At 45.1% G+C, this 23,016-nt stretch carries 30 protein-coding genes; 8 read left to right on the top strand and 22 right to left on the bottom strand.

From position 1 onward, the window contains the following. Nucleotides 1-114 precede the first annotated feature (114 nt). Nucleotides 115-534: a GFA family protein gene (locus QMG91_RS22065; protein ID WP_281832266.1), complete on the top strand. Its 420-nt coding sequence runs from the start codon at nt 115-117 to the stop codon at nt 532-534. Nucleotides 535-558: 24 nt separating this feature from the next. Here the strand turns inward: QMG91_RS22065 and QMG91_RS22060 are convergent, their stop codons facing one another. The 4 genes from QMG91_RS22060 to QMG91_RS22045 all read right to left on the bottom strand — a co-directional run bounded on the left by QMG91_RS22060 (nt 559) and on the right by QMG91_RS22045 (nt 6,047). Then, on the bottom strand, nt 559-1,125 hold the full coding sequence (locus QMG91_RS22060) for an MAPEG family protein (RefSeq protein ID WP_281832264.1): 567 nt from the start codon (nt 1,123-1,125) through the stop codon (nt 559-561). Nucleotides 1,126-1,267: 142 nt separating this feature from the next. Then, nucleotides 1,268-3,199 carry a TonB-dependent receptor domain-containing protein gene (locus QMG91_RS22055; protein WP_281832262.1) on the bottom strand — a complete coding sequence of 644 codons (1,932 nt, stop codon included), beginning with the start codon at nt 3,197-3,199 and terminating at the stop codon, nt 1,268-1,270. 19 nt (nt 3,200-3,218) lie between these two features. Beyond that, nucleotides 3,219-4,835: an enterochelin esterase gene (gene fes / locus QMG91_RS22050; protein ID WP_281832260.1), complete on the bottom strand. Its 1,617-nt coding sequence runs from the start codon at nt 4,833-4,835 to the stop codon at nt 3,219-3,221. 213 nt (nt 4,836-5,048) lie between these two features. Continuing rightward, nucleotides 5,049-6,047, bottom strand: coding sequence for an NADP-dependent oxidoreductase (locus QMG91_RS22045; RefSeq protein ID WP_281832258.1), 999 nt, complete (start codon nt 6,045-6,047; stop codon nt 5,049-5,051). A 95-nt stretch (nt 6,048-6,142) separates the two neighbouring features. On the opposite strand from QMG91_RS22045, the gene QMG91_RS22040 reads away from it, so the two are divergent. Then, entirely contained in the window at nt 6,143-7,045 is a 903-nt protein-coding gene (locus QMG91_RS22040) for a LysR family transcriptional regulator (protein WP_281832256.1), read from the top strand. Nucleotides 7,046-7,075: 30 nt separating this feature from the next. Here QMG91_RS22040 and QMG91_RS22035 read toward each other — a convergent pair whose 3' ends face one another. Further along, on the bottom strand, nt 7,076-8,107 hold the full coding sequence (locus tag QMG91_RS22035; RefSeq protein ID WP_281832254.1) for a S66 family peptidase: 1,032 nt from the start codon (nt 8,105-8,107) through the stop codon (nt 7,076-7,078). A 544-nt stretch (nt 8,108-8,651) separates the two neighbouring features. On the opposite strand from QMG91_RS22035, the gene QMG91_RS22030 reads away from it, so the two are divergent. From QMG91_RS22030 to QMG91_RS22020, 3 genes are all read left to right on the top strand, one after another. After that, complete coding sequence (locus tag QMG91_RS22030; protein WP_004408558.1) at nt 8,652-10,340, top strand: L-lactate permease; 1,689 nt, start codon at nt 8,652-8,654, stop codon at nt 10,338-10,340. Between the two features lie 130 nt (nt 10,341-10,470). Then, nucleotides 10,471-11,613, top strand: coding sequence for an FMN-dependent L-lactate dehydrogenase LldD (lldD, locus tag QMG91_RS22025; protein ID WP_022561179.1), 1,143 nt, complete (start codon nt 10,471-10,473; stop codon nt 11,611-11,613). A gap of 110 nt (nt 11,614-11,723) precedes the next feature. Beyond that, the gene (locus QMG91_RS22020; RefSeq protein ID WP_022561178.1) at nt 11,724-12,200 is read left to right on the top strand and encodes an outer membrane beta-barrel protein; all 477 of its coding nucleotides are present in this window, start codon (nt 11,724-11,726) and stop codon (nt 12,198-12,200) included. Between the two features lie 67 nt (nt 12,201-12,267). On the opposite strand, the gene QMG91_RS22015 is transcribed toward QMG91_RS22020, so the two are convergent. The 6 genes from QMG91_RS22015 to QMG91_RS21990 all read right to left on the bottom strand — a co-directional run bounded on the left by QMG91_RS22015 (nt 12,268) and on the right by QMG91_RS21990 (nt 14,913). Continuing rightward, on the bottom strand, nt 12,268-12,618 hold the full coding sequence (locus tag QMG91_RS22015) for a hypothetical protein (RefSeq protein WP_281832249.1): 351 nt from the start codon (nt 12,616-12,618) through the stop codon (nt 12,268-12,270). Nucleotides 12,619-12,690: 72 nt separating this feature from the next. Continuing rightward, nucleotides 12,691-13,074 carry an MAPEG family protein gene (locus tag QMG91_RS22010; protein WP_281832246.1) on the bottom strand — a complete coding sequence of 128 codons (384 nt, stop codon included), beginning with the start codon at nt 13,072-13,074 and terminating at the stop codon, nt 12,691-12,693. Nucleotides 13,075-13,153: 79 nt separating this feature from the next. After that, on the bottom strand, nt 13,154-13,507 hold the full coding sequence (locus tag QMG91_RS22005) for a DUF1428 domain-containing protein (protein ID WP_022561175.1): 354 nt from the start codon (nt 13,505-13,507) through the stop codon (nt 13,154-13,156). A gap of 87 nt (nt 13,508-13,594) precedes the next feature. Beyond that, a complete protein-coding gene (locus QMG91_RS22000; protein WP_281832243.1) occupies nt 13,595-13,924 on the bottom strand; it encodes a gamma-glutamylcyclotransferase family protein in 330 nt (109 codons plus the stop codon). Nucleotides 13,925-13,972: 48 nt separating this feature from the next. Beyond that, nucleotides 13,973-14,419 carry an NUDIX hydrolase gene (locus QMG91_RS21995; RefSeq protein ID WP_281832240.1) on the bottom strand — a complete coding sequence of 149 codons (447 nt, stop codon included), beginning with the start codon at nt 14,417-14,419 and terminating at the stop codon, nt 13,973-13,975. Continuing rightward, complete coding sequence (locus QMG91_RS21990) at nt 14,419-14,913, bottom strand: GNAT family N-acetyltransferase (protein WP_004408575.1); 495 nt, start codon at nt 14,911-14,913, stop codon at nt 14,419-14,421. Before QMG91_RS21990 ends, QMG91_RS21995 begins: the two co-directional genes overlap by 1 nt. Before the next feature lie 221 nt (nt 14,914-15,134). Between QMG91_RS21990 and QMG91_RS21985 the strand changes: the two genes are divergently transcribed. Beyond that, nucleotides 15,135-15,578: a DoxX family protein gene (locus QMG91_RS21985; protein ID WP_281832236.1), complete on the top strand. Its 444-nt coding sequence runs from the start codon at nt 15,135-15,137 to the stop codon at nt 15,576-15,578. Nucleotides 15,579-15,643: 65 nt separating this feature from the next. Here the strand turns inward: QMG91_RS21985 and QMG91_RS21980 are convergent, their stop codons facing one another. Both QMG91_RS21980 and QMG91_RS21975 read right to left on the bottom strand, forming a co-directional pair. Continuing rightward, nucleotides 15,644-16,255, bottom strand: a complete 612-nt coding sequence (locus QMG91_RS21980; protein ID WP_281832234.1) for a LysE family translocator — start codon at nt 16,253-16,255, stop codon at nt 15,644-15,646. Between the two features lie 96 nt (nt 16,256-16,351). Beyond that, nucleotides 16,352-17,155, bottom strand: a complete 804-nt coding sequence (locus QMG91_RS21975; protein WP_022561171.1) for an AraC family transcriptional regulator — start codon at nt 17,153-17,155, stop codon at nt 16,352-16,354. A gap of 120 nt (nt 17,156-17,275) precedes the next feature. Here QMG91_RS21975 and QMG91_RS21970 point away from each other — a divergent pair, with 120 nt between their 5' ends. Then, nucleotides 17,276-17,761 carry a GNAT family N-acetyltransferase gene (locus QMG91_RS21970; protein ID WP_022561170.1) on the top strand — a complete coding sequence of 162 codons (486 nt, stop codon included), beginning with the start codon at nt 17,276-17,278 and terminating at the stop codon, nt 17,759-17,761. Between the two features lie 2 nt (nt 17,762-17,763). Here QMG91_RS21970 and QMG91_RS21965 read toward each other — a convergent pair whose 3' ends face one another. The 7 genes from QMG91_RS21965 to QMG91_RS21935 all read right to left on the bottom strand — a co-directional run bounded on the left by QMG91_RS21965 (nt 17,764) and on the right by QMG91_RS21935 (nt 21,340). Further along, entirely contained in the window at nt 17,764-18,402 is a 639-nt protein-coding gene (locus QMG91_RS21965; protein ID WP_022606125.1) for a glutathione S-transferase family protein, read from the bottom strand. Nucleotides 18,403-18,411: 9 nt separating this feature from the next. After that, nucleotides 18,412-18,780 (bottom strand): chromosome partitioning protein ParB, encoded by a 369-nt coding sequence (locus QMG91_RS21960; RefSeq protein WP_281832228.1) that lies wholly within the window; start codon nt 18,778-18,780, stop codon nt 18,412-18,414. Between the two features lie 46 nt (nt 18,781-18,826). Further along, the gene (locus QMG91_RS21955) at nt 18,827-19,288 is read right to left on the bottom strand and encodes a GNAT family N-acetyltransferase (RefSeq protein ID WP_022606127.1); all 462 of its coding nucleotides are present in this window, start codon (nt 19,286-19,288) and stop codon (nt 18,827-18,829) included. A gap of 72 nt (nt 19,289-19,360) precedes the next feature. Next, nucleotides 19,361-19,753 carry a hypothetical protein gene (locus QMG91_RS21950; RefSeq protein ID WP_004408586.1) on the bottom strand — a complete coding sequence of 131 codons (393 nt, stop codon included), beginning with the start codon at nt 19,751-19,753 and terminating at the stop codon, nt 19,361-19,363. A gap of 107 nt (nt 19,754-19,860) precedes the next feature. Beyond that, entirely contained in the window at nt 19,861-20,469 is a 609-nt protein-coding gene (locus QMG91_RS21945) for a DNA-3-methyladenine glycosylase I (RefSeq protein WP_004408589.1), read from the bottom strand. Nucleotides 20,470-20,471: 2 nt separating this feature from the next. Further along, complete coding sequence (locus tag QMG91_RS21940; RefSeq protein ID WP_281832223.1) at nt 20,472-20,762, bottom strand: YciI family protein; 291 nt, start codon at nt 20,760-20,762, stop codon at nt 20,472-20,474. After that, on the bottom strand, nt 20,762-21,340 hold the full coding sequence (locus QMG91_RS21935) for a TetR/AcrR family transcriptional regulator (RefSeq protein ID WP_281832221.1): 579 nt from the start codon (nt 21,338-21,340) through the stop codon (nt 20,762-20,764). The genes QMG91_RS21940 and QMG91_RS21935 overlap by 1 nt, the downstream gene beginning before the upstream one ends. Nucleotides 21,341-21,511: 171 nt before the next feature. Between QMG91_RS21935 and QMG91_RS21930 the strand changes: the two genes are divergently transcribed. Next, a complete protein-coding gene (locus QMG91_RS21930; RefSeq protein ID WP_038147465.1) occupies nt 21,512-21,934 on the top strand; it encodes a GFA family protein in 423 nt (140 codons plus the stop codon). Here the strand turns inward: QMG91_RS21930 and QMG91_RS21925 are convergent. Beyond that, entirely contained in the window at nt 21,931-22,095 is a 165-nt protein-coding gene (locus QMG91_RS21925) for a hypothetical protein (protein ID WP_004408602.1), read from the bottom strand. The genes QMG91_RS21930 and QMG91_RS21925 overlap by 4 nt on opposite strands. A gap of 121 nt (nt 22,096-22,216) precedes the next feature. Continuing rightward, on the bottom strand, nt 22,217-22,891 hold the full coding sequence (yjjG, locus tag QMG91_RS21920) for a pyrimidine 5'-nucleotidase (protein WP_022589343.1): 675 nt from the start codon (nt 22,889-22,891) through the stop codon (nt 22,217-22,219). Between the last annotated feature and the right edge of the window lie 125 nt (nt 22,892-23,016).

Raw genomic sequence — 23,016 nt, 5'->3', positions numbered from 1 at the left:
GCCAATTGGCTCGCTTTTTGTATTCTGCCCTCTAAAAATCACCCCCTGACACCGGTTGTCAGCAAGGAGTGCTATGTTGGAGTTTCCATCTCATCAAATTATGGAAATCAAACCATGCACTCCCCTATCAATATCAAATGTTTATGCGGTCTTGTTACGCTCCAACTGACTCATTTACCGGAACGTTTTTCTGTGTGCCATTGCTCTTCCTGCCAGACATGGAATGGAGGACCAACAATGATGGCACCGTGTGGGGAAAATGTGGTGGTTCTGGGCAAAGAGCATGTGAAGGAGTTTCGTTCAGCCGAATGGGCACGTCGCGCTTTTTGTAAAGAGTGTGGCAGCCATATGTACAGTCGGTTTGTGAATACCGGAACGTTTAACATTCCTGCTGGGCATTTTGCCTCCTTTGCCCAAATGACAATGGAGACACAATACTTTATCGACAGAAAGCCAGGCTATTACTCATTTGAAAACGAATCAGAAACCCTGACTTCGGAAGAAGTATTTGCCCTGTTTAATCAATCCAGTTAGGGAGATTATGTATATGAACTCGGCTTATTGAATCAAAGCGATAAACAAATAACTTCCAATTCCAAATGACGCCAAAAGGCTCAGAGTCATGAAAATGGAGCGAAAGTTGTCGTTTCCACTCAGATACCCGTATGTGTATCCCAACCTCGCCAGTGCAAATCCCACCACCCAGACATAAGCAATAATGCTAGGGGGAGAAACGAACAGAAATGGTAATGCGACCGCTAAGAAGCACACCGTGTTTTCCGTTGCGTTTCGGTGAGCATTATGAGCTCTTTCCAATTCCTGCCACGCGACTTGAGTTGCGTCCTGTTTGCTGTAATCGCTGGCTTCCCATTCTTCCGGCGTCGCATAGAGTTTGTAACTCACCCGAGTTGTTTCTGTCGCCGTCATTAACCAGGCATGATTAATGGCAAGTAATACGCCCGATATGGCTAAGGAGCTCAGTACAGGAGTGGAAGGAATTGAGGGAACCAAAGGAGGAATGTTGGTAATGAGCAGGTTTACTGCAACGCCAATGATTAAGACAACAAACGGGTAAATAAGCACAAATTTCATGTACTTCTTTTGCTTTTCATCTAATTCACTCATGAAGCCTTCCTTGTATCTGAAAGAGTGGTTTTTCCATGAACCTGATAAGTGATTATCCACTGTTAAAGTGAAATTTGATATTAAAAAAGCCTCCCAGAATTCTGAGAGGCTTGAGCACTTATATCCATTCAGAGTTTAAGAATTAAAACTCAAAATCTACAGCGGCGTAGAATGCGCGGCCCACATCTACATTGTTGTAGTCGTTCTCCTGCTCGTACAAACGATGGTCAGTGATGTTAGTGACACCCGCCTTAATTTTGAATTCGTTATTGACCTGGTAGCTACCACCCAAATCGATCGTCGTATATGGCTTCAAATCACGAACTTCGGAAGTTTTGGTCGCACGGTCGTAATGCGTATACACTTGGTCACCAGTGTATTTTACGTCTGTAAACAAGGTCAACTCATCGGTGGCAAGCCAGTTCAGACCTGCATTCGCCATGACCTCTGGAGTGTAAGCCAGTTTCTCGTCGGTTTTCTTATCCTTAGCGTCTGTGTACGTCAGGTTCGCTGTCAGGTATACAGAATCAGACAGATCGACTTCACCATCAATCTCGATACCTTTGGTTTCCACTTCGTTAATATTGATCATTGAAATGATCTTCTTACCATCAGGTGCGATACCAACAGTGGAATGTCTATCCCTGCTGATCATATCTTTCAACTGATTGTGGAATGCTGTGCCTTGAACAAACCATGTTGGCTGGTTGTACACAGCAGTTAGCTCGAAAGATTTTGACGTTTCAGGTTTAAGGTCCGGGTTACCCTGAAGGTAACAACGTCCTCCACAGCTGATCATCAGAAGTTTATCTGAGGAATGCCAGATATTCGGTGCTTTAAAGCCTTCACCATATCCCCCTTTAAGCGTCAGATTGTCTGTCGCCTGGAAGACAAGGTAAGCACGAGGACTAAAGTGTGTGCCGAATTCATTATGCTTGGTGTAACGACCACTCACGGTTAAGGTTAGTGGGTCGGCGATAGCAATTTCGTCCTGAACGTAAATGGCACCTTGCTGGTTCGTCTCATTATCTGTGTAGAATTTGGTATGAGAAATTTCCGTGCGGCTGAAATCGAATCCGGTTGTGATTGAGTGATTATCAAGAGCAAATACCACTTTTCCATCAAGGTTGTGGTTGCGTTGAGTACCCGTCATTTCACCTTTTAAATCTGGATGGGAGTTGTCTTCCAGAATTTTGGTGTCTTCGTAGTAATAGTTGAAACTGTTGATACCCCAATCCCAGTCGCGTTCGTAACCGATACCCGCGTTGACTCGCTCACTCTTGTATTTATTAGCTTCGCGATCGTCTAAAGGTGCTACACGGTCATCTTTCATAAAGCCAAGGTCGAACAATACCTTATCGCTGTCAGACGCCAGCCAGGTCACCGTCGTATCAACACTTAAACGCTTCTGGGACTCCTGAAGATTGGAGTATTTTACGTCCTTATCATCAATCTCCCATGCGTCTCTGTCGCTGACATCCACATTGGCGTGATACAAAATCGTATCTGGCACCAGTGAACCACTAACAAAGATGCTGCCATTTTTTAATGCACCACCACCATTTTGTGGGTGTTTGTAACCAACAGAACCCGCCACGAAGGTTTCTTCGGTTGGCTCTTTGAGGATCACGTTTACGACACCACCAATCGCTTCACTGCCGTACAGGGTAGACATAGGACCACGAACCACTTCAACGCGGTCAATGGCACTTAGAGGGATACTCGACATGTCGAAAGATCCACGGACAATCGCATCTTTCGAGCTGACTTTTCTACCGTTAACTAACAGCAGAGTATAGGCAGAATCCAAGCCACGGATTTTGATCGACGGTTCTGAGCCACCAAAGTTTTCTACTTGAAGACCCGCTAATTTACCTAGAGCATCGGTAATATCTGTTGCAGGAATTTTATTGATCTCTTCACTGGTAACCACGGTGACAGACGCCGGAGCCTGATGAACAGAAACCTGACTGGATGTTCCCGTTACTACCATCACTTCATCATTTTCCTGAGCCAAGGCTGGAGCTACCGAAAGAGCGGCTGCCACTGCGCAGCTCAACTTCAACAATTTCATTATTTTTCCTTTATGCTTGCTACTTTACTGACATTGGAAACAAGCTTGTCAGCCCGTCTGCCAATGTGATGCGCCAGCTGAAATAATCGTGTCCGCTGGCAAATTCCTTAAACGTCACGTCGTAGCCCTTTCTTTCGAGCACGTCATGCATATGTCGATTGGTCTCTAAGATGTTGGCGAAATCCGGAAGAAGTTCGAATGCACCAGCATTGTGGTAAACCTGAATTGGCTTTCTGGTGTTTTCTTCGATTTCCCGGTTCAACCACATGCCAGACTCTCCTTTTGGTGACCACCAGAAAGATCCTGACTGGCTGAGCACTTTGCCAAACTCGTTGGGGTGCTGAAATGCTATATAGAGAGACGCCAACCCACCGTAGCTTGAGCCAGAAAGCACGGTGTTCTCGGCTTTCGGTGTAATTTGATGATGCTGGCTTAACCAGGGCATGAATTCTGTTGCGAGCATCCTGGCGAAATCAGGGTTTGGAGTAAGCTCAACGCCTCTTAATTTCTGAGAGGGGTTGTTTAGAAAGACCGCTCGCATAGGCGGAATCTGCTGAGTCTCGATAAGGTAGTCGAGCAATTTCGGTGTTTTCGCCCGATGCAGATAGGAATCACCGTCAAACAAAATCAGTAAAGGAGCGTCAGCTTCAAGCGCCTTATCATTGTATGGTCGATAAATGGCAACACTTCTTGTGTTACCCAATTGCTCACTGGCAAATTCGTGCTCGCTGACAGTTCCAGTATTTTCGGTGTTTTCATCCAACCAATCACCACTCGGCGGGTGACCGTGAGTGACGGTCGACAAAGCAATCCCTTCCTCGGGAATGTCCCAAGAATGATGGTTGTTCGGGTCGAGTTGTAAGTTCGCCAGTACCGCCATCCGCTGCTCTCTTCCTTTCGGATTTTCAAGCTGAGGCATATTCGGAGACATTCGGTAAGAAAGCCTGAAGTCCTTTGGCACAACGTAAGTCTTATGCCACAGGTCTGCACCTTCCAATTTTGAAAGGTAGGCATGACCATCGTATGGTGCGCCTAACAATCGGACATTATTCGCTTTCCCTTTCCAGAGAAACGTGACTGACACATTTTCAGTGTCATGGGGCTCAATGTATGGTGTCCCTTTTTGACTGACCTTTTCCCAAAACACTTTCTCAGCCGACGTTTTCCCTTTCAGGAGATCTTTTTGTAAGGCGATAAGATCTGGGCTGATTGGAGGTGCTTTCGGATTGACATTTTGATCGGGCTTAAGAGGCACAGTAGCAAGACTGACAGTAACGTTGGCATTCTCATTTCCCGCTTCAACCAGAATGGTGTATTTCCCTGCTTTTTGAAGATGGAGAAATATCGGAGATTCAGAATCGTTGGTCAGCAAGGTTCGCTCAAAAGAACCGGATTCATCCCTCACCTTGACTTTGGATAACGCTGACTGACTTTCAATCTCTCCTCTTAAATACTTCTCTGACTGAGTCGTCAGAAAAATGCGAGAAGTCTCACGAGTTTTCACTTCTAATTGAATCCGATTCGGCGCATCTTCTACCGAATAGATCTGCTCACCTTTAGGCTCCGCAGAAATAACACCAGAAGTGACCAAACCCAGAGATAGACAAGCTGCCGTAGCCGAGAACACGTTTTTCATAATCGCAAATGGTAATGATTATCATTGTCAGAAAATTGGCGCGATTATACGTAGACTTATCAATAGGTAAAGAAGTGTTACATATTTGAGATTGCCCCTCTTTATGACTATTTCAATAGGCAAATAGCCAACAAAATTAGGCATAAATTTTGTTTGTTCGGAACTGAAAAGCGGCAGCAATTTGCTACCGCTTGGTGGTCTTTTTGACTCGTTTTACAGCTTAATAAGCAGCTTCCCTTTGTTCTCACCAGTGAAGAAAAGATTCATCGCCGACATCGCCGTTTCCAATCCTTCTAAAACATGAGTCCGGAATTTAATTTTCCCTTGCAAAACATAAGGCGTCAGCTTTTGCAGTAGGTCAGGAATGTCGCCATAGTGGTCTGGCATAGCAAATCCCTGAACGGTTATGCGCTTCTTAATCAGAGGAATCCAGTTTGGTCCGGCAGAAGGTTCCGCTGCCGTGTAATCGGCTATCATACCGCACACTACGATTCGGCCATGGGCATTCATGCGATCGAAAATATGATGCTGAATCGGGCCGCCCGTATTCTCGAAGAACACATCCACACCGTCCGGTGTCAGCTCAGCAAGTCTGGATTTCAAATCGTCTGTCTTGTAGTTAATTGCGCCATCAAAACCCAATTCGTTAACGATCCAGTCCGCTTTTTCATCGCTGCCAACCACACCGATTACTCGTAATCCTTCTGCTTTAGCCAGTTGACCAACAATAGAGCCCACAGAGCCCGCAGCCCCCGTTACAACCAGTGTTTCACCGGATTTTGGTTTGCCAACATTAAACAGACCTTGAGTCGCAGTTAGCCCGGGTAATGCAAACACAGCAAGCGCGGTTTCAGGGTCGATATTACTTTGTACTTTGTTGACACCTTGACCGCTGCTTAGGGTGTATTCTGTCCAGCCCATCATGCCCATAACTTTGTCACCAATCGCAAAGTCAGGATGATTAGAAGCGACAACTTCGCCGAAACCGCTGGAGCGCATACGTGTGTTTAACGCCACTGGAGGAATGTAGCTCTCTTCATCTGGCATCATCCAGCCAATCATTGCCGGATCCATCGACATGTGAGTTTGCTTAATCAAAAACTCCCCTTCGGCGGGTGTCGGGATTTCATTCTCAACGACTTCAAAAAGTTGGGGACCAATTGGGCTGCCATCAGGACGTTGAGTCAAAAGAATTTCTTTATACAGAGTCATGTTTATCTCCTTAATTTTCGCAGGCAGTATTGCACATTTGATTCATTGCAAATAGCCTACATATAGCGAATCACTTTTGTTAAAAAGACAATAATATGGATAAGTTCCGAGCTCTCTCTTACTTTGTGGAAACCGCCGAGAACGGCAGCTTTTCGGCAGCGGCTAAACGTTTTAAGGTTCCTGCCTCTTCCATTTCACGACGTATTTCCGATCTGGAATCCGATCTTGGTGCGCAGCTACTCACGCGAAGCACCCGTTCTGTTGCCCTGACTGAAGTTGGAGAGCAGTATCTCAAGCAGGTTAAAGGAATTCTTGAACAGGTCAGCCAATCGGATCAGATGGTGAAGAGTTATCAGGCAGCACCAACTGGTACGCTAAAAATCAGTGCGATGGTGGGATTTGGTGAGAGTATTCTGCTTCCTATTCTGGATGAATTTTCTGCTCTTTATCCCGAGATAACACTGGATGTTGTGCTTAGTGATCAGCTATCAAAGCTTGAAAAAGACGATGTGGATATCGCAATCAGAGGTGGTTATGCACCGGATGAACGTGTTGTTGCCGTCAGGCTAATGGATAACGATTTTGTTGTGGCTGCCTCACCGACCTATATAGCAAATCACGGTTCTCCATGTTCATCACTGGAATTGAAACATCACCAGGGTTTGTTTTTCAAAACGCCAGTAGGGGCAACGCCTTGGCTGACTGAAATAAACGGAGAGTGGCTGGATGTCTCTGGCAATCCGAAGTTGGTTACAAATAACGGAGAGTGGTTACTGCAAAAGGCAATTCAGGGGCGAGGTATATTGATGCTGCCTAGATGGGTTTTACAGCCAGTATTCGATAGCGGGGATTTGGTAGAACTGACGTTTGATGATCCCGTTCAGGTGAGCGTGGGTCGGGATCTGGCTATATTTCTTCTCTACCAGAAACTGGAATACTCCATTCCTAAAATAAAAGCCACAGTAGATTTCATTACTGAAAAAGTTCGCGGCTTCTAAATTGGTATTTGCTTAGATTCAATAAGTTACTCAGACCAGTTTCTGAATAATTTTCCCGACACCATCCTCCAGCGAAACAGAAGCGACAGTACCATTAATCAAAGTCAGATTCGGTGGAACATGACCAATATCGAGGTCATACATAACCGGAATACCAAGCTGGCTTAAGTGTCTCTTTAACACCTCTTCATAGGTCAGCGCTGAATCGGCATCAGAATCGACCACGGCGTTTCTGCCTAGCAGCAGCCCATCAATACATTCAAATACCCCTTTGAACTTCATGCTAAGTATGGCTCGCGTCAGATCCATTGGCGACATTTCGGCATTTTCCAGATAAAGCAGTACGCCTTTATCCGACTGACTTTTCATACTTTGCAAATCCAGATACTTGGTACTAAATAGATGAATCAATGTATCCCAGCAGCCACCGATCAACCTTCCCTCCATCGTGTTGGAGTGTGTCGGTTCAGTAAGCCACTTCCACTGAGTTGGGGTATCAGGGTTTAAGACGGCTTGTGGGTTTTCCGAAATTGGCGGCCAGCTTCTTGTATGTGCGAGGGAAGAAACCTGTTCAAAATCGCCGCCGCGTTCAGTATTGAAATGTTGGAAAGTTTGCGCCGTTAGACGCTCAGTAGCATTATCTGTCAAATCCATCAGGTTCGGGCTGTGCGCGGTTGCCCAGCCCAACTGGTTTGTCAATACTGCGGTTAAAGTGCTGATGTCTGAAAAGCCCATTACCCACTTCGGCTTAACATCTTTTAGTTTTTCAAAATCCAGCAGTGGCAGTAACTCCATCGCTAACTCCCCACCCCAAGGAGGAGCAATGGCATCGATATTGTCGTCCAGAAGAAATGCCATCAATTCGTCAGCTCGCTCATCGGCTGGCGCACTGGCACTTTTGTGGTTACCTCTGAGACATTTCCCCTCTACCACTTGAAAACCAAGATTTTCGAGATAGCACTTAACATACTGGAGCCGCGCTTCATGCTCTGGCTGAATACCAGAAGACGGAGCAGTGATGGCAATCGTGCTTCCTGCCACTAGAGGTAAAGGGTACTTCATAGGTTTCATTCCGTTGTTAGTGAAAAATCCAATGTAAACAAATGACTAACTCAATACCAGAGGAAACGCTTTACCAAATAAAAAGAAGACAAAAAGCTGATAGCTCAGGAAAAAATTCGGTGGCGTCTACGTCTTGAGGGAACTTCTCTGACGACCAACTTCACATTATCAATATTGAGATAACCTTTGTAACGCTCAGGCTACAACTTGGATTTGCGCCTTTCTCGAAACAATAAGAACTTTATAAAGCAGTTCAACAAAAGGCTGCGGTACATACCTATCCCAATGATTTAAAATAGATTTACTTTAATTCCATCAGTTTCGACAGCCCAAAAAACCTTTCAACAAGTCGGGATACCGCTGCCAATACTCATTAGCATTATGTCACTTTTGGAACTAATCATTTTCATTTATTCCCTATATCAATAAAAACGAAAGCGCTACATTCACGCCGAATTAACATAAATAACACAAGTATAAAAATTACTCAGATCTGTACATTTCAGTAGAAATGCCTGTCTGATGCCTTTAAGAGGTTGTATCCATGAGTGAAACACTTTTAGCCCTAATTGCCTTTTCACCTATTGTGGTGGCGGCAATCCTTTTAGTTGGTCTTAACTGGCCAGCCAAAAAAGCCATGCCTGTGGCTTTTGCTTTAACCGTTGCGATTGCGCTTGTCTTTTGGGACATGTCGGCAAACCGTGTCATTGCTTCCGTATTTCAGGGTTTAGGCATTACGGTGTCTGTCCTTTGGATCGTATTCGGTGCCATCTTCTTACTTAACACTTTAAAACACACCGGTGCGATTGCGACTATACGTAATGGCTTCACCAATATCTCTCCAGATCGCCGAGTTCAGGCCATTATCATCGCCTGGTGTTTCGGTTCCTTTATTGAGGGTGCTTCAGGGTTTGGTACGCCAGCTGCGATTGCAGCGCCATTAATGGTGGCTATCGGCTTCCCTGCACTAGCTGCCGTTCTAATGGGAATGATGATTCAGTCTACTCCTGTATCTTTCGGTGCAGTTGGTACGCCAATCATCGTTGGTGTAAATAAAGGTCTGGATACCCACAACATCAGTGAAGCGCTGATTGCCAATGGATCTACCTGGGAAGCTTACTTACAGCAGATTACTTCTAGTGTCGCTCTGACTCATGCCACTGTAGGTACTTTGATGCCCGTTCTGATGGCGATGATGCTGACTCGTTTCTTTGGTAAAAACCGTAGCTGGACTGAAGGGTTGGATATTCTTCCATTTGCGCTGTTTGCAGGTATTGCTTTCACCGTTCCTTATGCCCTGACAGGTGTTTTCCTTGGCGCTGAATTCCCGTCTCTGATTGGTGGTCTGGTTGGTCTGGCAATCGTCGTAACTGCGGCGAAGAATGGCTTCCTTGTGCCTAAATCCAAGTGGGATTTCGAAAGCGAAGACAAATGGCAGGCTGAATGGCTTGGTACGCTAAAAATTGAACTGGACGACAACAAAGGCAAGCCGATGAGCCTTGTTGTTGCATGGCTTCCGTACGTATTGCTTGCCGTTATTCTTGTTGCCAGCCGTGTAAGCGCTGAGCTCAAATCGCTGCTTCAGAGTGTCAGCCTTTCCTTTGGTAACATCCTTGGTGAAACAGGCATTAGCACTGCGATTCAGCCTCTTTATCTACCCGGTGGCATTCTGGTATTCGTGGCTTTCCTTGCTGTACTTATCCAGTCGCGTAGCGCCACACCGTTGGTAAAAGCGTTTGGCGAATCAAGCAAAACACTGATCGGTGCCGGTTTTGTATTGGTATTCACCATTCCTATGGTTCGAATCTTCATTAACTCAGGCATTAACGGAGCCGATCTGGCGAGTATGCCGGTTACAACAGCAAACTTTGCGGCGGGTCTGGTAGGCGAAGCTTTCCCAGCTCTAAGTGCAACTGTCGGCGCTTTGGGTGCGTTTATCGCGGGTTCAAATACCGTTTCTAATATGATGTTTAGCCAGTTCCAGTTTGAAGTGGCACAAACGCTGTCCATTTCGAGCGCGGTTGTCGTTGCCCTTCAGGCTGTTGGCGCGGCTGCCGGTAACATGATTGCCATTCACAATGTGGTTGCAGCTTCCGCAACGGTTGGTCTGCTTGGTCGTGAAGGTGCGACATTGCGCAAAACGGTCATTCCAACTTTCTATTACCTTGTAGTAACGGGTGTGATTGGCATGGTCGTTATCTATGGGTTCAATATGACCGACGCATTAATGTAATAACTACTGTAATAAACAGAGCGGGCTTTAAAACCCGCCATAAAAACAAGTATTACTGCTTTTTTTAGCTCTTATCTTGCTCAACGCCCAGAAAAACAAGAGTTAACTTTTACTATTCAGGACTGAAAATATGATCATTTCCGCATCTACTGATTATCGCGCTGCAGCAAAAGCTAAACTGCCTCCGTTCTTGTTTCATTACATCGATGGTGGCTCATACAACGAACATACGTTAAAGCACAACACAGATGATCTGTCTGATGTCGCCCTGCGTCAACGCGTGTTACGTGACATGTCTGAACTGAGTTTGGATACCGAACTTTTTGGCGAGAAAATGTCACTGCCAATCGGTCTTGCTCCTGTTGGTCTGACAGGAATGTACGCAAGACGAGGTGAAGTGCAAGCCGCAAAAGCGGCTGACAAGAAAGGCATTCCATTCACCATGTCTACCGTGTCTGTCTGCCCGATTGAAGAAGTCGCACCGGCTATTGAGCGCCCTATGTGGTTTCAGCTTTACGTCTTGAAAGACCGTGGATTCATGAAAAACGTGCTGGAACGTGCGAAAGCAGCTGGCGTCACTACACTGGTGTTCACCGTAGATATGCCAGTTCCGGGCGCTCGTTACCGTGACATGCACTCTGGCATGAGTGGACCGAACGCAGCAGCTCGCCGCGTTTTCCAATCCATGCTTCATCCAAGCTGGGCGCTGGATGTGGGCGTATTGGGCAAACCACACGATTTAGGAAACATCTCTGCCTATCGCGGGGAACCAACTAAGCTAGAAGATTACATCGGCTGGCTTGGAGCGAACTTCGACCCGTCGATTAGCTGGAAAGATTTGGAGTGGATCCGTGATTTCTGGGATGGTCCTATGGTCATCAAAGGTATTCTGGATGAAGAAGACGCCAAAGACGCTGTTCGATTTGGTGCAGACGGCATCGTAGTATCGAACCACGGTGGACGTCAGCTAGACGGTGTATTGTCGACGGTTCGCGCTTTACCAAACATCGCCGATGCTGTGAAAGGTGACTTGAAGATCATGGTGGATTCAGGAATCCGCACGGGTCTGGATGTGGTTCGCATGTTAGCTCTGGGAGCAGACTTCACTCTGTTAGGACGTTCGTTTGTTTATGCGCTGGCAGCTCAGGGTGGAAAAGGCGTTGAGAACCTTCTGGATCTCTATGAAAAAGAGATGCGAGTGGCGATGACTCTGACAGGTGCGAAGAGCATTTCTGACATTTCTTCGGATCTTTTAGTCAAGCTAGATAAATAATCACACTTCGATCTAATAAAAAAATGTGAGAGGTTTAACAAAATCTCTCGCATTTTTTATTATTCGCCGCCAAAATACGCCCCTCCTGTTCATCCACGTTATCAATATCCATGAAAAAATCCTTATTGCCTCTGGCTCTGCTATCCCTTTCGTTTTTTGCTCAAGCTGAAGAAGGTTACTACTTTGGTGCGGGCTACAATATTTCCGCTTCGGAAAACAGCGGCGATAAAACGGGATTAAGTGCGAGTTTCGGGCATACCTTTCCTTTGGGCAGTACTTTTGCCGCATCATCAGAATGGCTTTATACCGATTTAGGCAAGCACGGTGGTTACGATATTTCCAGCATCGCCTGGAACCTGAAACCAACGCTTCCACTGAGCGATACTATGCATGTCGCAGGCGTGTTTGGTACTAACTATTTCTTTCAGGAAAGTGAGAAAGACAAAGACAACAAATTTGGTATTTCCTATGGTGCGGAGTTGGGACTGCGTTTAACTCAACATATTCAGGTAAATACCGGATACAAGATATTCAATGCGAAAAGTCAGGTGTCCTCAATGTACGCAGAGTTCCAGCTGAGATTCTAAGTTCATCATTCCTGACAATCGAATCAAAACAGGCTGCCATTGGCAGCCTGTTTACTATTCCATACCACTACGATTCAATAACAACCGTGTACTCGGGTTCCTTTTTCTTTCGCCTGTTGCTCATCGATAAAATGTCTTTGATAAATGCGGCATAAAAAATCGGGAACACATAAAACATCACCAAGACATAGCTGACTTTCAGCCTCATTGGCATGTATCGTCTCTTCCCACCATGGAATACGGTAATGCCCGTGACCATAAAGAAGCCAATAACATATATCGAGACCAACGTGCCCACCATGCTGTATACGAAAAACACCCACGCAAGAACCTTACTTAACGCTTGCCTTACGCAGGGTTCAAATTCCTGAGCCATTTCACAGTATTCCTGCAGACTCGGATCAATTAGCCAATCCATTGTTGTTTACCTAGCTCTGACTCTTTTTATATTTAGAGGATGGAATTCTATGAATTGGATATTAAATTCACATTAATTTACCAGTGAAAGATACAATAAATAACAAGAACTTAGCGCCATGCAAATAAAAGTACATAACATGCCAAACACTCGAAAGTTGAGCTGTTCTTTCAACTGAGAAATTCCATAAGCGTGAACTACCCGTCCTAGCACCAGAAGAGCACCCGCAATGTGAAGGAAATACCCATTACCATCCAGATATTCAATTGCGAACAGCAATATAATCGTTAAGGGCACGTATTCGGCAAAGTTAGCATGAGCTCGCGAGGCTCTTAACAGTTTTTTACTTTCTCCTGCACCAACGGCGATTTTGGTTTGTTTTCTGGCTGTGATTGTCCTGGCAGACAATGTGATATAGACAAATGTCAGTATCGATAGATAAATCCCGGTTATCATAAAATTCCCTTAGAAAAAACAAACGCCATAGGTTGCTAGGATTAACAACCTACGACGCAAGGTGTTGTGGCAACTAATCTTACTCGCTCACAATCATATCAAAGCCGCCATAAATCATCCGTTTACCATCAAAAGGCATAGGGTGTTTCTCTTGGTCAAACCTTGGGTCTTCCATCATTTTCGGGTAGGCAGCGTCTCTCACCTGTTTAGATGGCCAGATTACCCATGAAATACAGACTACCTCTCCTTCATGACAATCTACGGCTTTGAAAAAATCGGTGTGCTCCCCTTCTGGTATGTCGTCTCCCCAACACTCAACCACAGACAACGCACCAAGCTCTTTGAATAACCCTGCCGCCATTAAGGCGTGGTCAATGTACTTTTGCTTGTTTTCTTGCGGCACCGCTGCCGCAAATCCATCTACATAACTCATCGTCATTTCCTTATCGACACATTCCTGTTAAGACTATGCGAATTTAAGAGGTCTGCCAGTCTCAAATAGGCGATAAAGTTACGATGTTTAGGGTTTCTTAAGCTGGTAGATGTAGGCACTGACTCTTTCGCCCGTTTTAAGCTCTACAGACGTTAGAACTCGCTCGTAACCGGGTCCTTCAAATTCGTCTAGTTGCTGCCAGTGTTGGGTAAGATCACCGGACTCAAAAACGAAGCCCTGCACTTTCTCTCCATGGGGAGACAAATCAATACCTGGGTAGCCTAAATCTGCGCCCCACCCTTCCTGTTTTAATGTGCCCAGCACAAACCCTTCTTGCCAGACACCTTGCACATCCTCAAGAATATGCGCATTGGGTCGACCAGGTGCCAGTGTCCCGTAAACAAACAACCTTTTCATCTCATCCTCTGGTTCTGATTAACGACATTGACTAGCAGAATACAAACCTTATTTGTTGACTGCTAACGCCTCTCTCACATGACAAATAGCGCGCTCAAACACCGGATGACTCTGACTGGAAAGTGAGTCACTTAAACTGTGCCAATAAAATTCAAACTCATGCCCACCATCATCCTGCGTATAAAACGTCCATTGCTCAGGTAACGCATTACAGTCGCATAGAACGAAATACCAGACTTGTCCCTCGTAACCAGAGCTCCACTCATTCAGATAAGAGACACGAGAAACATCTTCAATTCCTGACTCCTCAGCCAGTTCTCTTAATGCGGCTTGCTCTATGGAAGCATCCGTTGGTTCAATTGTCCCTTTAACAAGCTGAACCCCTGCAAGTGGATGCCGAAATACAAGTATCTCTAACCCTTTTGAACCTTGCCTTAATACCAAAGGGCATGCTTTGGCTTTTCTATTCTCAATCAATGCTTTATTAATATTCATTATTCTTTCAAATCAAGCTGCCAGTAACTGACATCAATCCAGTCTCCAAACTTAGTACCTACTTTTTTGAACTCGCCGACTTGAGTAAAACCCAGAGACTTGTGCAGGGCGACACTGGAAGCATTAGGCAAACTCACCACGCCAATAACACTTTGCATTCCTCGGGCTTTTAAGATGGAAATTAAATGTGAATACAGCTTTTTACCCACACCTCGACCTGAAGCATTGGGAGACACATAAATCGTCGATTCAGTCGTAAACCGATAGGCACTTCGAGCGTGCCATAGTCCTGCGTAGGCATAGCCAACCACTCTTTCGCTATCTAGGATAACAATCCATGGCAGACCCTGCCCCTGAACTTTTCCGACTCTGCTGTTCATTTCTTCAGGGGAAATGGACCGCTCCTCAAAAGTCGCCGTGCTGTTGGCGATAAAGTAATTATAAATGTTCGTGATCGCCTCAATGTCTTGCGATTCTATGTATCTGATTTCCATATCAACTCAAATCCTTTTGAAAATGATAACTAGCTCAATGAAGCAACGACACCTTGTTAATGTCAAGTAACTCAACGAGCAATATAGTTCATTCTAAATTTTCGAACAAACCCGTCAACAAACTCCCATTAACCGCTAGAAAAGAACTCTATAAGATAACTTTCAACAGCTAATCAAAGGGGTTAGCAAAAATAGTCTTATTCGAATTTATTGAGGTTAATATGAAAAGTTTCCTAAAACAGATCACTCTAAGCACCGCAGGTTTCAGCACTTTGGCATTGCGAATTCCTGTCGGCATCATACTAATGGCACATGGTTCACAAAAATTATTCGGCTGGTTTGGCGGATATGGTCTTGAAGGAACCGGGCAGTGGATGGCATCTATCGGTCTGGCGCCGGGCGTACTGATGGCGTTTCTAGCGGGTAGCGCAGAGTTCTTTGGTGGTCTGTTCCTAATTCTCGGTCTATTGACTCGCCCAGCGGCAATAGTGACGGCATTTACTATGATTGTCGCCATTTTTTCCGTGCACTTCGAAAACGGCTTATTCCTCTCGAACAATGGTTACGAGTTTGGGCTGGCTTTGCTTGCAGCTTCTGTGTCTCTGGCTATTTCCGGCTCAGGAAAACTGGCACTGGACGAATCACTGGCCAAGAAACTGGCTTAAATATAAAGGCGCAGATAGAATCTGCGCCTTTATTAGCTCTTAGCAATTAGCTCTTTTCGCCCTAACTAAGACCAGAGTGGGTTTTGAATAATCAGACCAAGAGATACCCCCTGCAGGCAAGCGGCATAAAACAGGTTTAGCCCTTTGGCGTATCGCTCACTGCTGCTGACCTTGGATAACCAATAGCCCATTTTCACCCATACTAGGTGCATTGATACATTCAATATCGCGAGCCACGCCACCAGCACCAAGACTCCCTGCTCGCCAAAAGCGCTTTGTGCCTGCTCACTAAACAGTGAAAACATCAGAAACACCATCAGCCAGCCTTTACTGTTCAGCAACTGAACTACCAAGCCATCGACAAATCCAAATACTTTCTGCTCTCCATCAGAAGTCTGCTTGGCGCTTTTTACAAACATCACTGCCAGATAGATCAAATAGCCAGCTCCCAGTAGCTGCACAATATTCATCACGGTCGGGTAGCTCTGAACCGCCTGTCCGAGACCAAACCCAATGATTAAAGACTTCACCAGAAAAACAAGATCTACACCGGCGACGAGTGGCAACGACTTTCTTAAACCAACTCTTGCACCTGAAGCCGCAAAGATGATGTTCGCAGGTCCTGGGCTAAACACCAATGGAAACATCACACCTAACCAAATGACAAATAAGCTCATGCTTTACCTCCTTTTGCATTTTGAAAGAAGGATAATTCAACGAGTATTCTGCCTCTTGTACAAAATTGCACTTAGCTGTGACTAGGGTTTGTTGCCCTAACGAATGACATAGTTTTTGGGCGTGACACCAAAAGCGCGTTTGAAGTTTCGGTTGAAATGGCTTTGATCGTAAAAGCCGCAAGCTAAGGAGGTTTCAACACAACTATTACCCTGCGCTAAAAGCTGTTTCGCTTTATGGGCTTTCACCAAAAGCAGAAACTGATGAGGGGTAATTCCATAAGACGCTTTGAAAGCGCGGATCAGTTGAAACCTGGACTTCTGTGTTTCATCTTCCAGCTCGTCTAGCGACACATTCAGTTGCCAGTTATCCAACAGGTATTCACGTACCTTTAACGCACTCTTGTCACTTTTCAGCTTCGCCGAAGCGTTGGCAGACATTGAGCCATAGCGGGTAAAGAGCTTTTCAAGCACAACAGCCAGTAAAGAATCTTTGGTCAGGTTGAAACTGGAATGTTCTAAGGAGAGGTGAAGCTGCTGTAATTCGGAAAACAACTCAAGATCATCAATGACAGGTTTGTCTAGTATTGGATCGACCGACCGACCAGCATGCTCGAAGAGTTGATGAATGGTATCGAGATCGAAGTAAAACATGCGATACCGCCAGCCATCGTTGCAGCTCGCATAACCCGTGTGGATTTCAGAAGGGTTAATGGTAACGATATGATTTTTGGGAACAACAATATTCTGACCTCGGTAGAGAAGCCCTTCGGCGCCATCCTCAATTAACCCGATAGCCAGTTCATCATGCCAATGCTTGGCAAACTCGAACTTGTTGTAATTGGCGGACAACAGTTCAATCCCAGAAAAGTGTTCGCTCTTCCATATCTTCGCGGTTTCCAATCTGATTCCTTTTTCGATTTCGCTTTAAAGTATCACTCGCTCAGCAAGTAATCATTGTTTTTCTGAAACTTAACCCAATCTTATATTCTGAACGAAGGTTGAACTGCAAAAGGAGTACTCATGCCAACCATTAGACCTGCTCTACATTCTGACATAAAAAGAATCTCTGACATTGAATCTCTCTGCTTTCCCGAAAGTGAAGCAGCGTCATTAGAATCATTCACTAAAAGATTTGATGTTTTTCCGGAGTGCTTTTTTGTCTTAGAAGTCGATAATCAGGTCGTCGGACATATTAACGGATGTCGCTATCACCTTCCTGAACTCCCAGACGAATTATTTGAAGATGCGAATCTTCATAATCCTGACGGTGCGTTTCAAACGGTTTTCGGACTAGCGGTTGACCCACAGCACCAACGTAAAGGGTACGCTTCCGAACTCACCAAACACTTGATTCAGATTTGCCGTCAGCGTGAACTTGAAGGAATGGTTCTTACCTGCAAAGAACACCTTATCCCGTTTTATCAGCACCACGGCTTCGTTCTTCGAGGAAAATCAGAGTCATGCCATGGTGGTGCATCCTGGTTTGACATGACTCTGAATTTCTAGCCTCAGTTGAAAACCGTAATATCCATTTCTTCGATTTTACACACCGCCTGAATCGTCGGGTGCTGGCTGAGTGATTTTAGATACGCCGCCAGATTGGGGAACGTTAACGGGTTCTTCTTCACTGGCAAGGACCATTCAGCTAGCATAAACAGGAAGTAATCAACCGCCGTAAGCTTCTCACCTATCAGGTATTTGTGCTTTGCGAGTTGCTCATCAATAACGGATAGCGCATTGGCAATCTGAACTTCCTGCGCCGCTTTCACGTTCTCTACTGTACTTTCATCATTGGTATGACGATGAGCGTAGTAGTACACCATCAGTTCAGCCTGTAGCGTGTTATTCAGATAAGCCAGCCACTGGAGAAATAGCGGTCTGGCTTTGTCACCTACAGGCGGTATCAGCCCGTGTTTTGGGTGGCTTTCCGCAAGATGCATGCAAATGGCCGGGCTCTCGAAAATGGGTTGACCGTCGTCGATCAATGTCGGAATCCGACCAGCCGGATTCAGCTTTAAATACTCGGCAGATTTTTGCGAATTCGACTTTTTATCGACTAACACCAGCTCATAAGGTAACTGCATATGATGCAGAAGAAAGTGAGGGGCTAAGCTGGCATTGTTTGGGTAGTAGTAAAGTGTGTACATAACGTGTCCTTACTTAGAGTCGGTTTCTTGCACTTGATCAGGTTCTGGGTTTGTCGGAAATCGCTTTGCCTGAATGGTGGTTCTTCCTTCCATTATGCATTTCGCAATACGGTGCATACCATCAAAAACCCGAAGATCTTCCGTTAAAATGACGGGATAAGACAGATCCGCGTTAATGATCCTCTCGCAATGTTTGGCGATGTTTCGACAAGTTGGCAGAGGCCCATCTAAGCTAAACCAGGTGACTTCGTCAGGACCACAAATATCATCAATGGCGATTTCCTCGGTTGGTAACGCCTCTGCAAGTGTCCATATTCTTTCTATATCCCAGACAGATCGAACTCCATCGTTAATTTCACCATATTGCTGTTTTGCCATTTGTATTTCCTTGATATTGACCTGAGGGAGAACGGGATAAGAGCAATCAACGGTTCAGGAGCAGTTCCATGTAAACCGAATGGGGATCATACTGGTAGTCGCCAAATTCATTCCTTTCGCGAAAACCCAATGATTCGTACAACTTGATGGCAGCATGTTGCTTGTTTCCCGTTTCCAGCCTGAGTACTGAGACAGAACGATTGGACGTAGCATCGATCAAATGCCTTAAAACGCGTTTTGCCTGATCTTTACCACGAAATTCTGGCTTTACATATATGCGTTTAAACTCGCCATACTCGTCGCTGTCCTTTTTGAAAACAACAGCACCACAGGCAGACAAAACGTCACCATCGTATATACCTGCGAAATACACGTTATCGTCGTCTAACTTATCCAGAGGAAGTAAATCGTTTGATTCTGCTGGATACAGAGAATTCATGAGATGATCGATGTCTTGGATGATTTCAGGAACGCCGGGGGAATGGGAATAAAGCGGTACAACTTTCATGTGACTCCTTGTCTCTAAACTTCGAGGGAGTCAAAGGTAACACATTCGTATTAAGGTGATTTTAAGGTGAAATTAAGGTATCGATATACACTGAAATGTTTCAGGTTTAATTAACCCATTTTGCGCCGTTTCGTACTTCAACAAGGTTTGATCGCACTCACTGGTTTCCCATGGAAGGCAACTGGACAAGGAGATAGTGCAAGTTTGCTCAAAACAGCCTGCGTCTAAGCGGTTTATGTGATTTTGCATGTTGTTGCTCACCAGGCTCGCAACAACATCTCCCACAGTTTCACTGTTGTAATAACAGGCGCGTTGCTCTTGTCTCAGTGGTACGTTTGCGTGTTTGAGTACCTGTGATAACAGCGCATCTGATTCTGATGCATTTCGCACAGCCAGTTGAGAATGCACATCCTTCCCAAACCAGCCAAGAACCACTGCCAACACCAGTACTACCAACACTTTCATTCTGTTAAGTCCCTCTAACATTTGAGGGACTCACTATACCGACATTCGTCCTCTGTTATAGGCTCATAATTGAGAAACAGGTCGCGGCGCAAACCGAAAGATAAAGATCATGATGGCACTTTGAAAGCGGCTCTGGCGGCATCCACAGCCGGACGCATAGAGCATTCGCTAGCATGGTCGTTGATCAACCCCATCGCCTGCATAAACGCATATGCGGTGGTCGGTCCGACAAACTTCCAGCCTCGTTTCTTGAGTTCTTTTGACAGCGCTTTCGATTCCGGGGAAGTCGACTGAGACTGAGGTACGAAATTTTCGTCACACTTAGCTTCATAACGCCACATGAACACTGCCAGTGAACCTTCCTGTTCGACCATTTCCACCGCTCGCTTTGCGTTGTTGATTACGGCTTCAATTTTGCCTCGGTGCCTGATGATTCCTGCGTCCTGAAGAAGACGCTCGACATCACTTTCATCGAATTTGGCCACTTTGTAAAAATCGAACTGTTCAAATGCCGCACGTAAATTGTCTCTTTTCGAAAGAATGGTTCGCCAGCTTAACCCCGACTGAAAGCTCTCTAGACAGATCTTCTCGTACAATCGCTGGTCATCACCAACCGGAAAGCCCCATTCCTTATCGTGATACTCAAAAAAGTCCGGAGCAGCTGCGCACCAACTGCATCGCGGCAAACCGTCAGGTCCTTCTACAGTGTTTGTCATGATTATTTTCCTATCAAACAGTTCAGAGAATCACTGGCTGTGTGAGCCTCGATTTCGATGATACTGACTTCAACAATCTTCTCCCGAACAAATGGGTCTTCCGAAAGCTTTGCCTCCAGTTCTTCCCGATTTACCCCCTGAACAAATAACGCACCGCCCGGTCCAGGTTTTAGGTTACCCACTAAAACAAACGTTCCGTTTTTTATTCCTTCGTCTAACCAGGCCTTATGGCTTTGCATATGCTGTTTTGCCAGCTCCATCGCGCCAGTCAGTTTTAATGAAACAACAAACATCAGTGTATCTCCCTACTTTTTATTTTTTCGTCCAGCCAGTCGCACATTTGTGCCACTTCAAATTCGATAAATTCATCATCCTTAAAAGCGTTGATCAAAGTGGCAACCCCTTGGCTTCTGGCAAGCAAATGCATAGCAAGTGTTGGCGATTCCTGCTGAAAGCCCAATGCCTCAAACTGAACGATAAGCCAGCTCTTAAACAGACCAAACAGTCGGTTTGCATCTGGTAAAGCCGGGTGATCCAGCTTGCTCAATTCCGTGGTGAGTGTGCCAACCGGACAGCCAAACTGTTTAATTTTGGTTTTGTTGGCGATCAGAATATGGATAAAACTGCGGATCCGCTCTTCAGGGGCGCCGCTGGCTGATTCCCATTGCTCCAGAATGTTCTCTGTATTTTCAAAACGCCTGGTAATCACAGCCGTCAGAATGTCGTCTTTCGATTTAAAGTGATAATAGAAATTACCACGCGATATGTTCACTGCCGATGCAATATCGGCAAACGAGGTATATTCATAGCCATTCTGATAGAAGAGCATGTCTGCCGCTTCTACAATTTCCTGTCTTTTGGTACCCACCATTTCCGTCTCCAGATCCAACTTTAGGACAATTGACCTAACTCACTAATTTTAAAATAGGACAATTGTCCCAATTCTGTCGTAGATCTCGATCACATACTAGAAAATCAGCGGTAGGAAGGCGATGTGCGTTTATGTCAAAGTCCTGCACAACAATTATAAAAGGAAAGCGATATGAGAAAATATCGAGGAAGCTGTTTATGTGGCGGGGTAACATTTGAAATCACCCAATTTGATTCTCAGGTAGGACATTGCCACTGCTCGATGTGTCGTAAGTTTCACGGTGCTGCGTTCAGCACTTTTATTAACGTACCGAGAGGTCGTATTCGTTGGTTAACGGGTGATTTGCTTTTAAGAAAATATACCGCTCAAAATGGAACAGAAAGAACCTTTTGTGAGGAATGTGGCTCTAGCCTGGCTTTTAAATCTCCAAAATCAGAAAGAGGCAGCATTGAGATCGCATTGAGCGCCTTAGATGACCACGTTCCCGTGACGCCAGACGCTCACATTTTTATGTCATCGAAAGCCGACTGGTATTCAGATCAAGATGACTTACCCAAATTCGAACAGGGCAGAGATAGCTCACGATTTGACTAGCTTAAGCTCGGCTCCGCTGATTCTTCTCGTTCAGGTTTTGCTTCATTGATTTCATCGTTATCAGAGTGAATGTGCTCTGATTCGTACAGTGCGTTGTCTTGATTGTAGTATCGGACAACGAATGGAGTGAGCATAACAGAGGAAGGAAAAAAGCGCTTCATAACGGTAACCCTCTTTGAAATAGACAAGGTAATAGTAAGTCAGCGCTTTTTCGATAATCCTGATATAAAACAATAAAATGCTGTCCAGTATTTTATTTCCAGTTGCAGCATTTTCGATTGCTTATGGAAGCAGCAATTGCTGCAGTTCTTTCCAGCATTTTACTTCGTGATGTGGGTCAATACCTTCGGGTCTGTTTGCTCCTTCAGTATTGAGCCAGCATGTTTCGATGCCTGCATTCAAACCACCCAGCACGTCTGAGTGAGGGTTATCCCCTACCATTAGAATTTTGTCTTTATTTGGATGCCCCATCTTTTCAAAAGCGGCATCAAAAATAGCCACGTCTGGCTTAGCAATCCCGACTTCTTCCGAGATAATCACATGTTCAAAATATTGGCTCAAACCTGTTTTTTCCAGACGGATACTTTGAAGTTGAGTAAAGCCATTTGTGATGATTCCCAGTTTAGCTTTCTTGCTTATCAACTCTAAAACTTCAGGAACATGAGGCAGTGGTTGGCAAATATCTGCCATCGCATCAAGGAATTTTTCATTTAATTCAGACGGATGCAAGCTAAGCTTCTGTCCCCAGATTACGAAACGATCTTCTTGTAGCTGTTTCGCATTTATTTCACCGTCTTGGTATTTCACCCAAAGAGGCTTATTTACAAGTTGGTATTCTTCAAAGTCTGCCTGAGTAAAATTCACATCTAAACGAGAAAACATCGTTTGCAGACCTTTAAAAGCGTCGAAACTGAATAAGGTTTCATCCGCATCAAATAATATCCAACTGTACTTCATAGAGTTCTCCTTCAAAATATACCCACAACATACGGTTTAGATTAAAACCCTCGGGTATGGTCGTTATTATGTCACTTTACCCGCGTCATTTAGGCAGAAATATTCAATATTTTTGAAATGTAGTA

The organism is Vibrio nigripulchritudo (assembly GCF_027924785.1).
Classification (GTDB): domain Bacteria; phylum Pseudomonadota; class Gammaproteobacteria; order Enterobacterales; family Vibrionaceae; genus Vibrio; species Vibrio nigripulchritudo.
The sequence above is the reverse complement of the archived record's forward strand: the minus strand, read 5'-3'. Positions and strand labels throughout refer to the sequence as shown.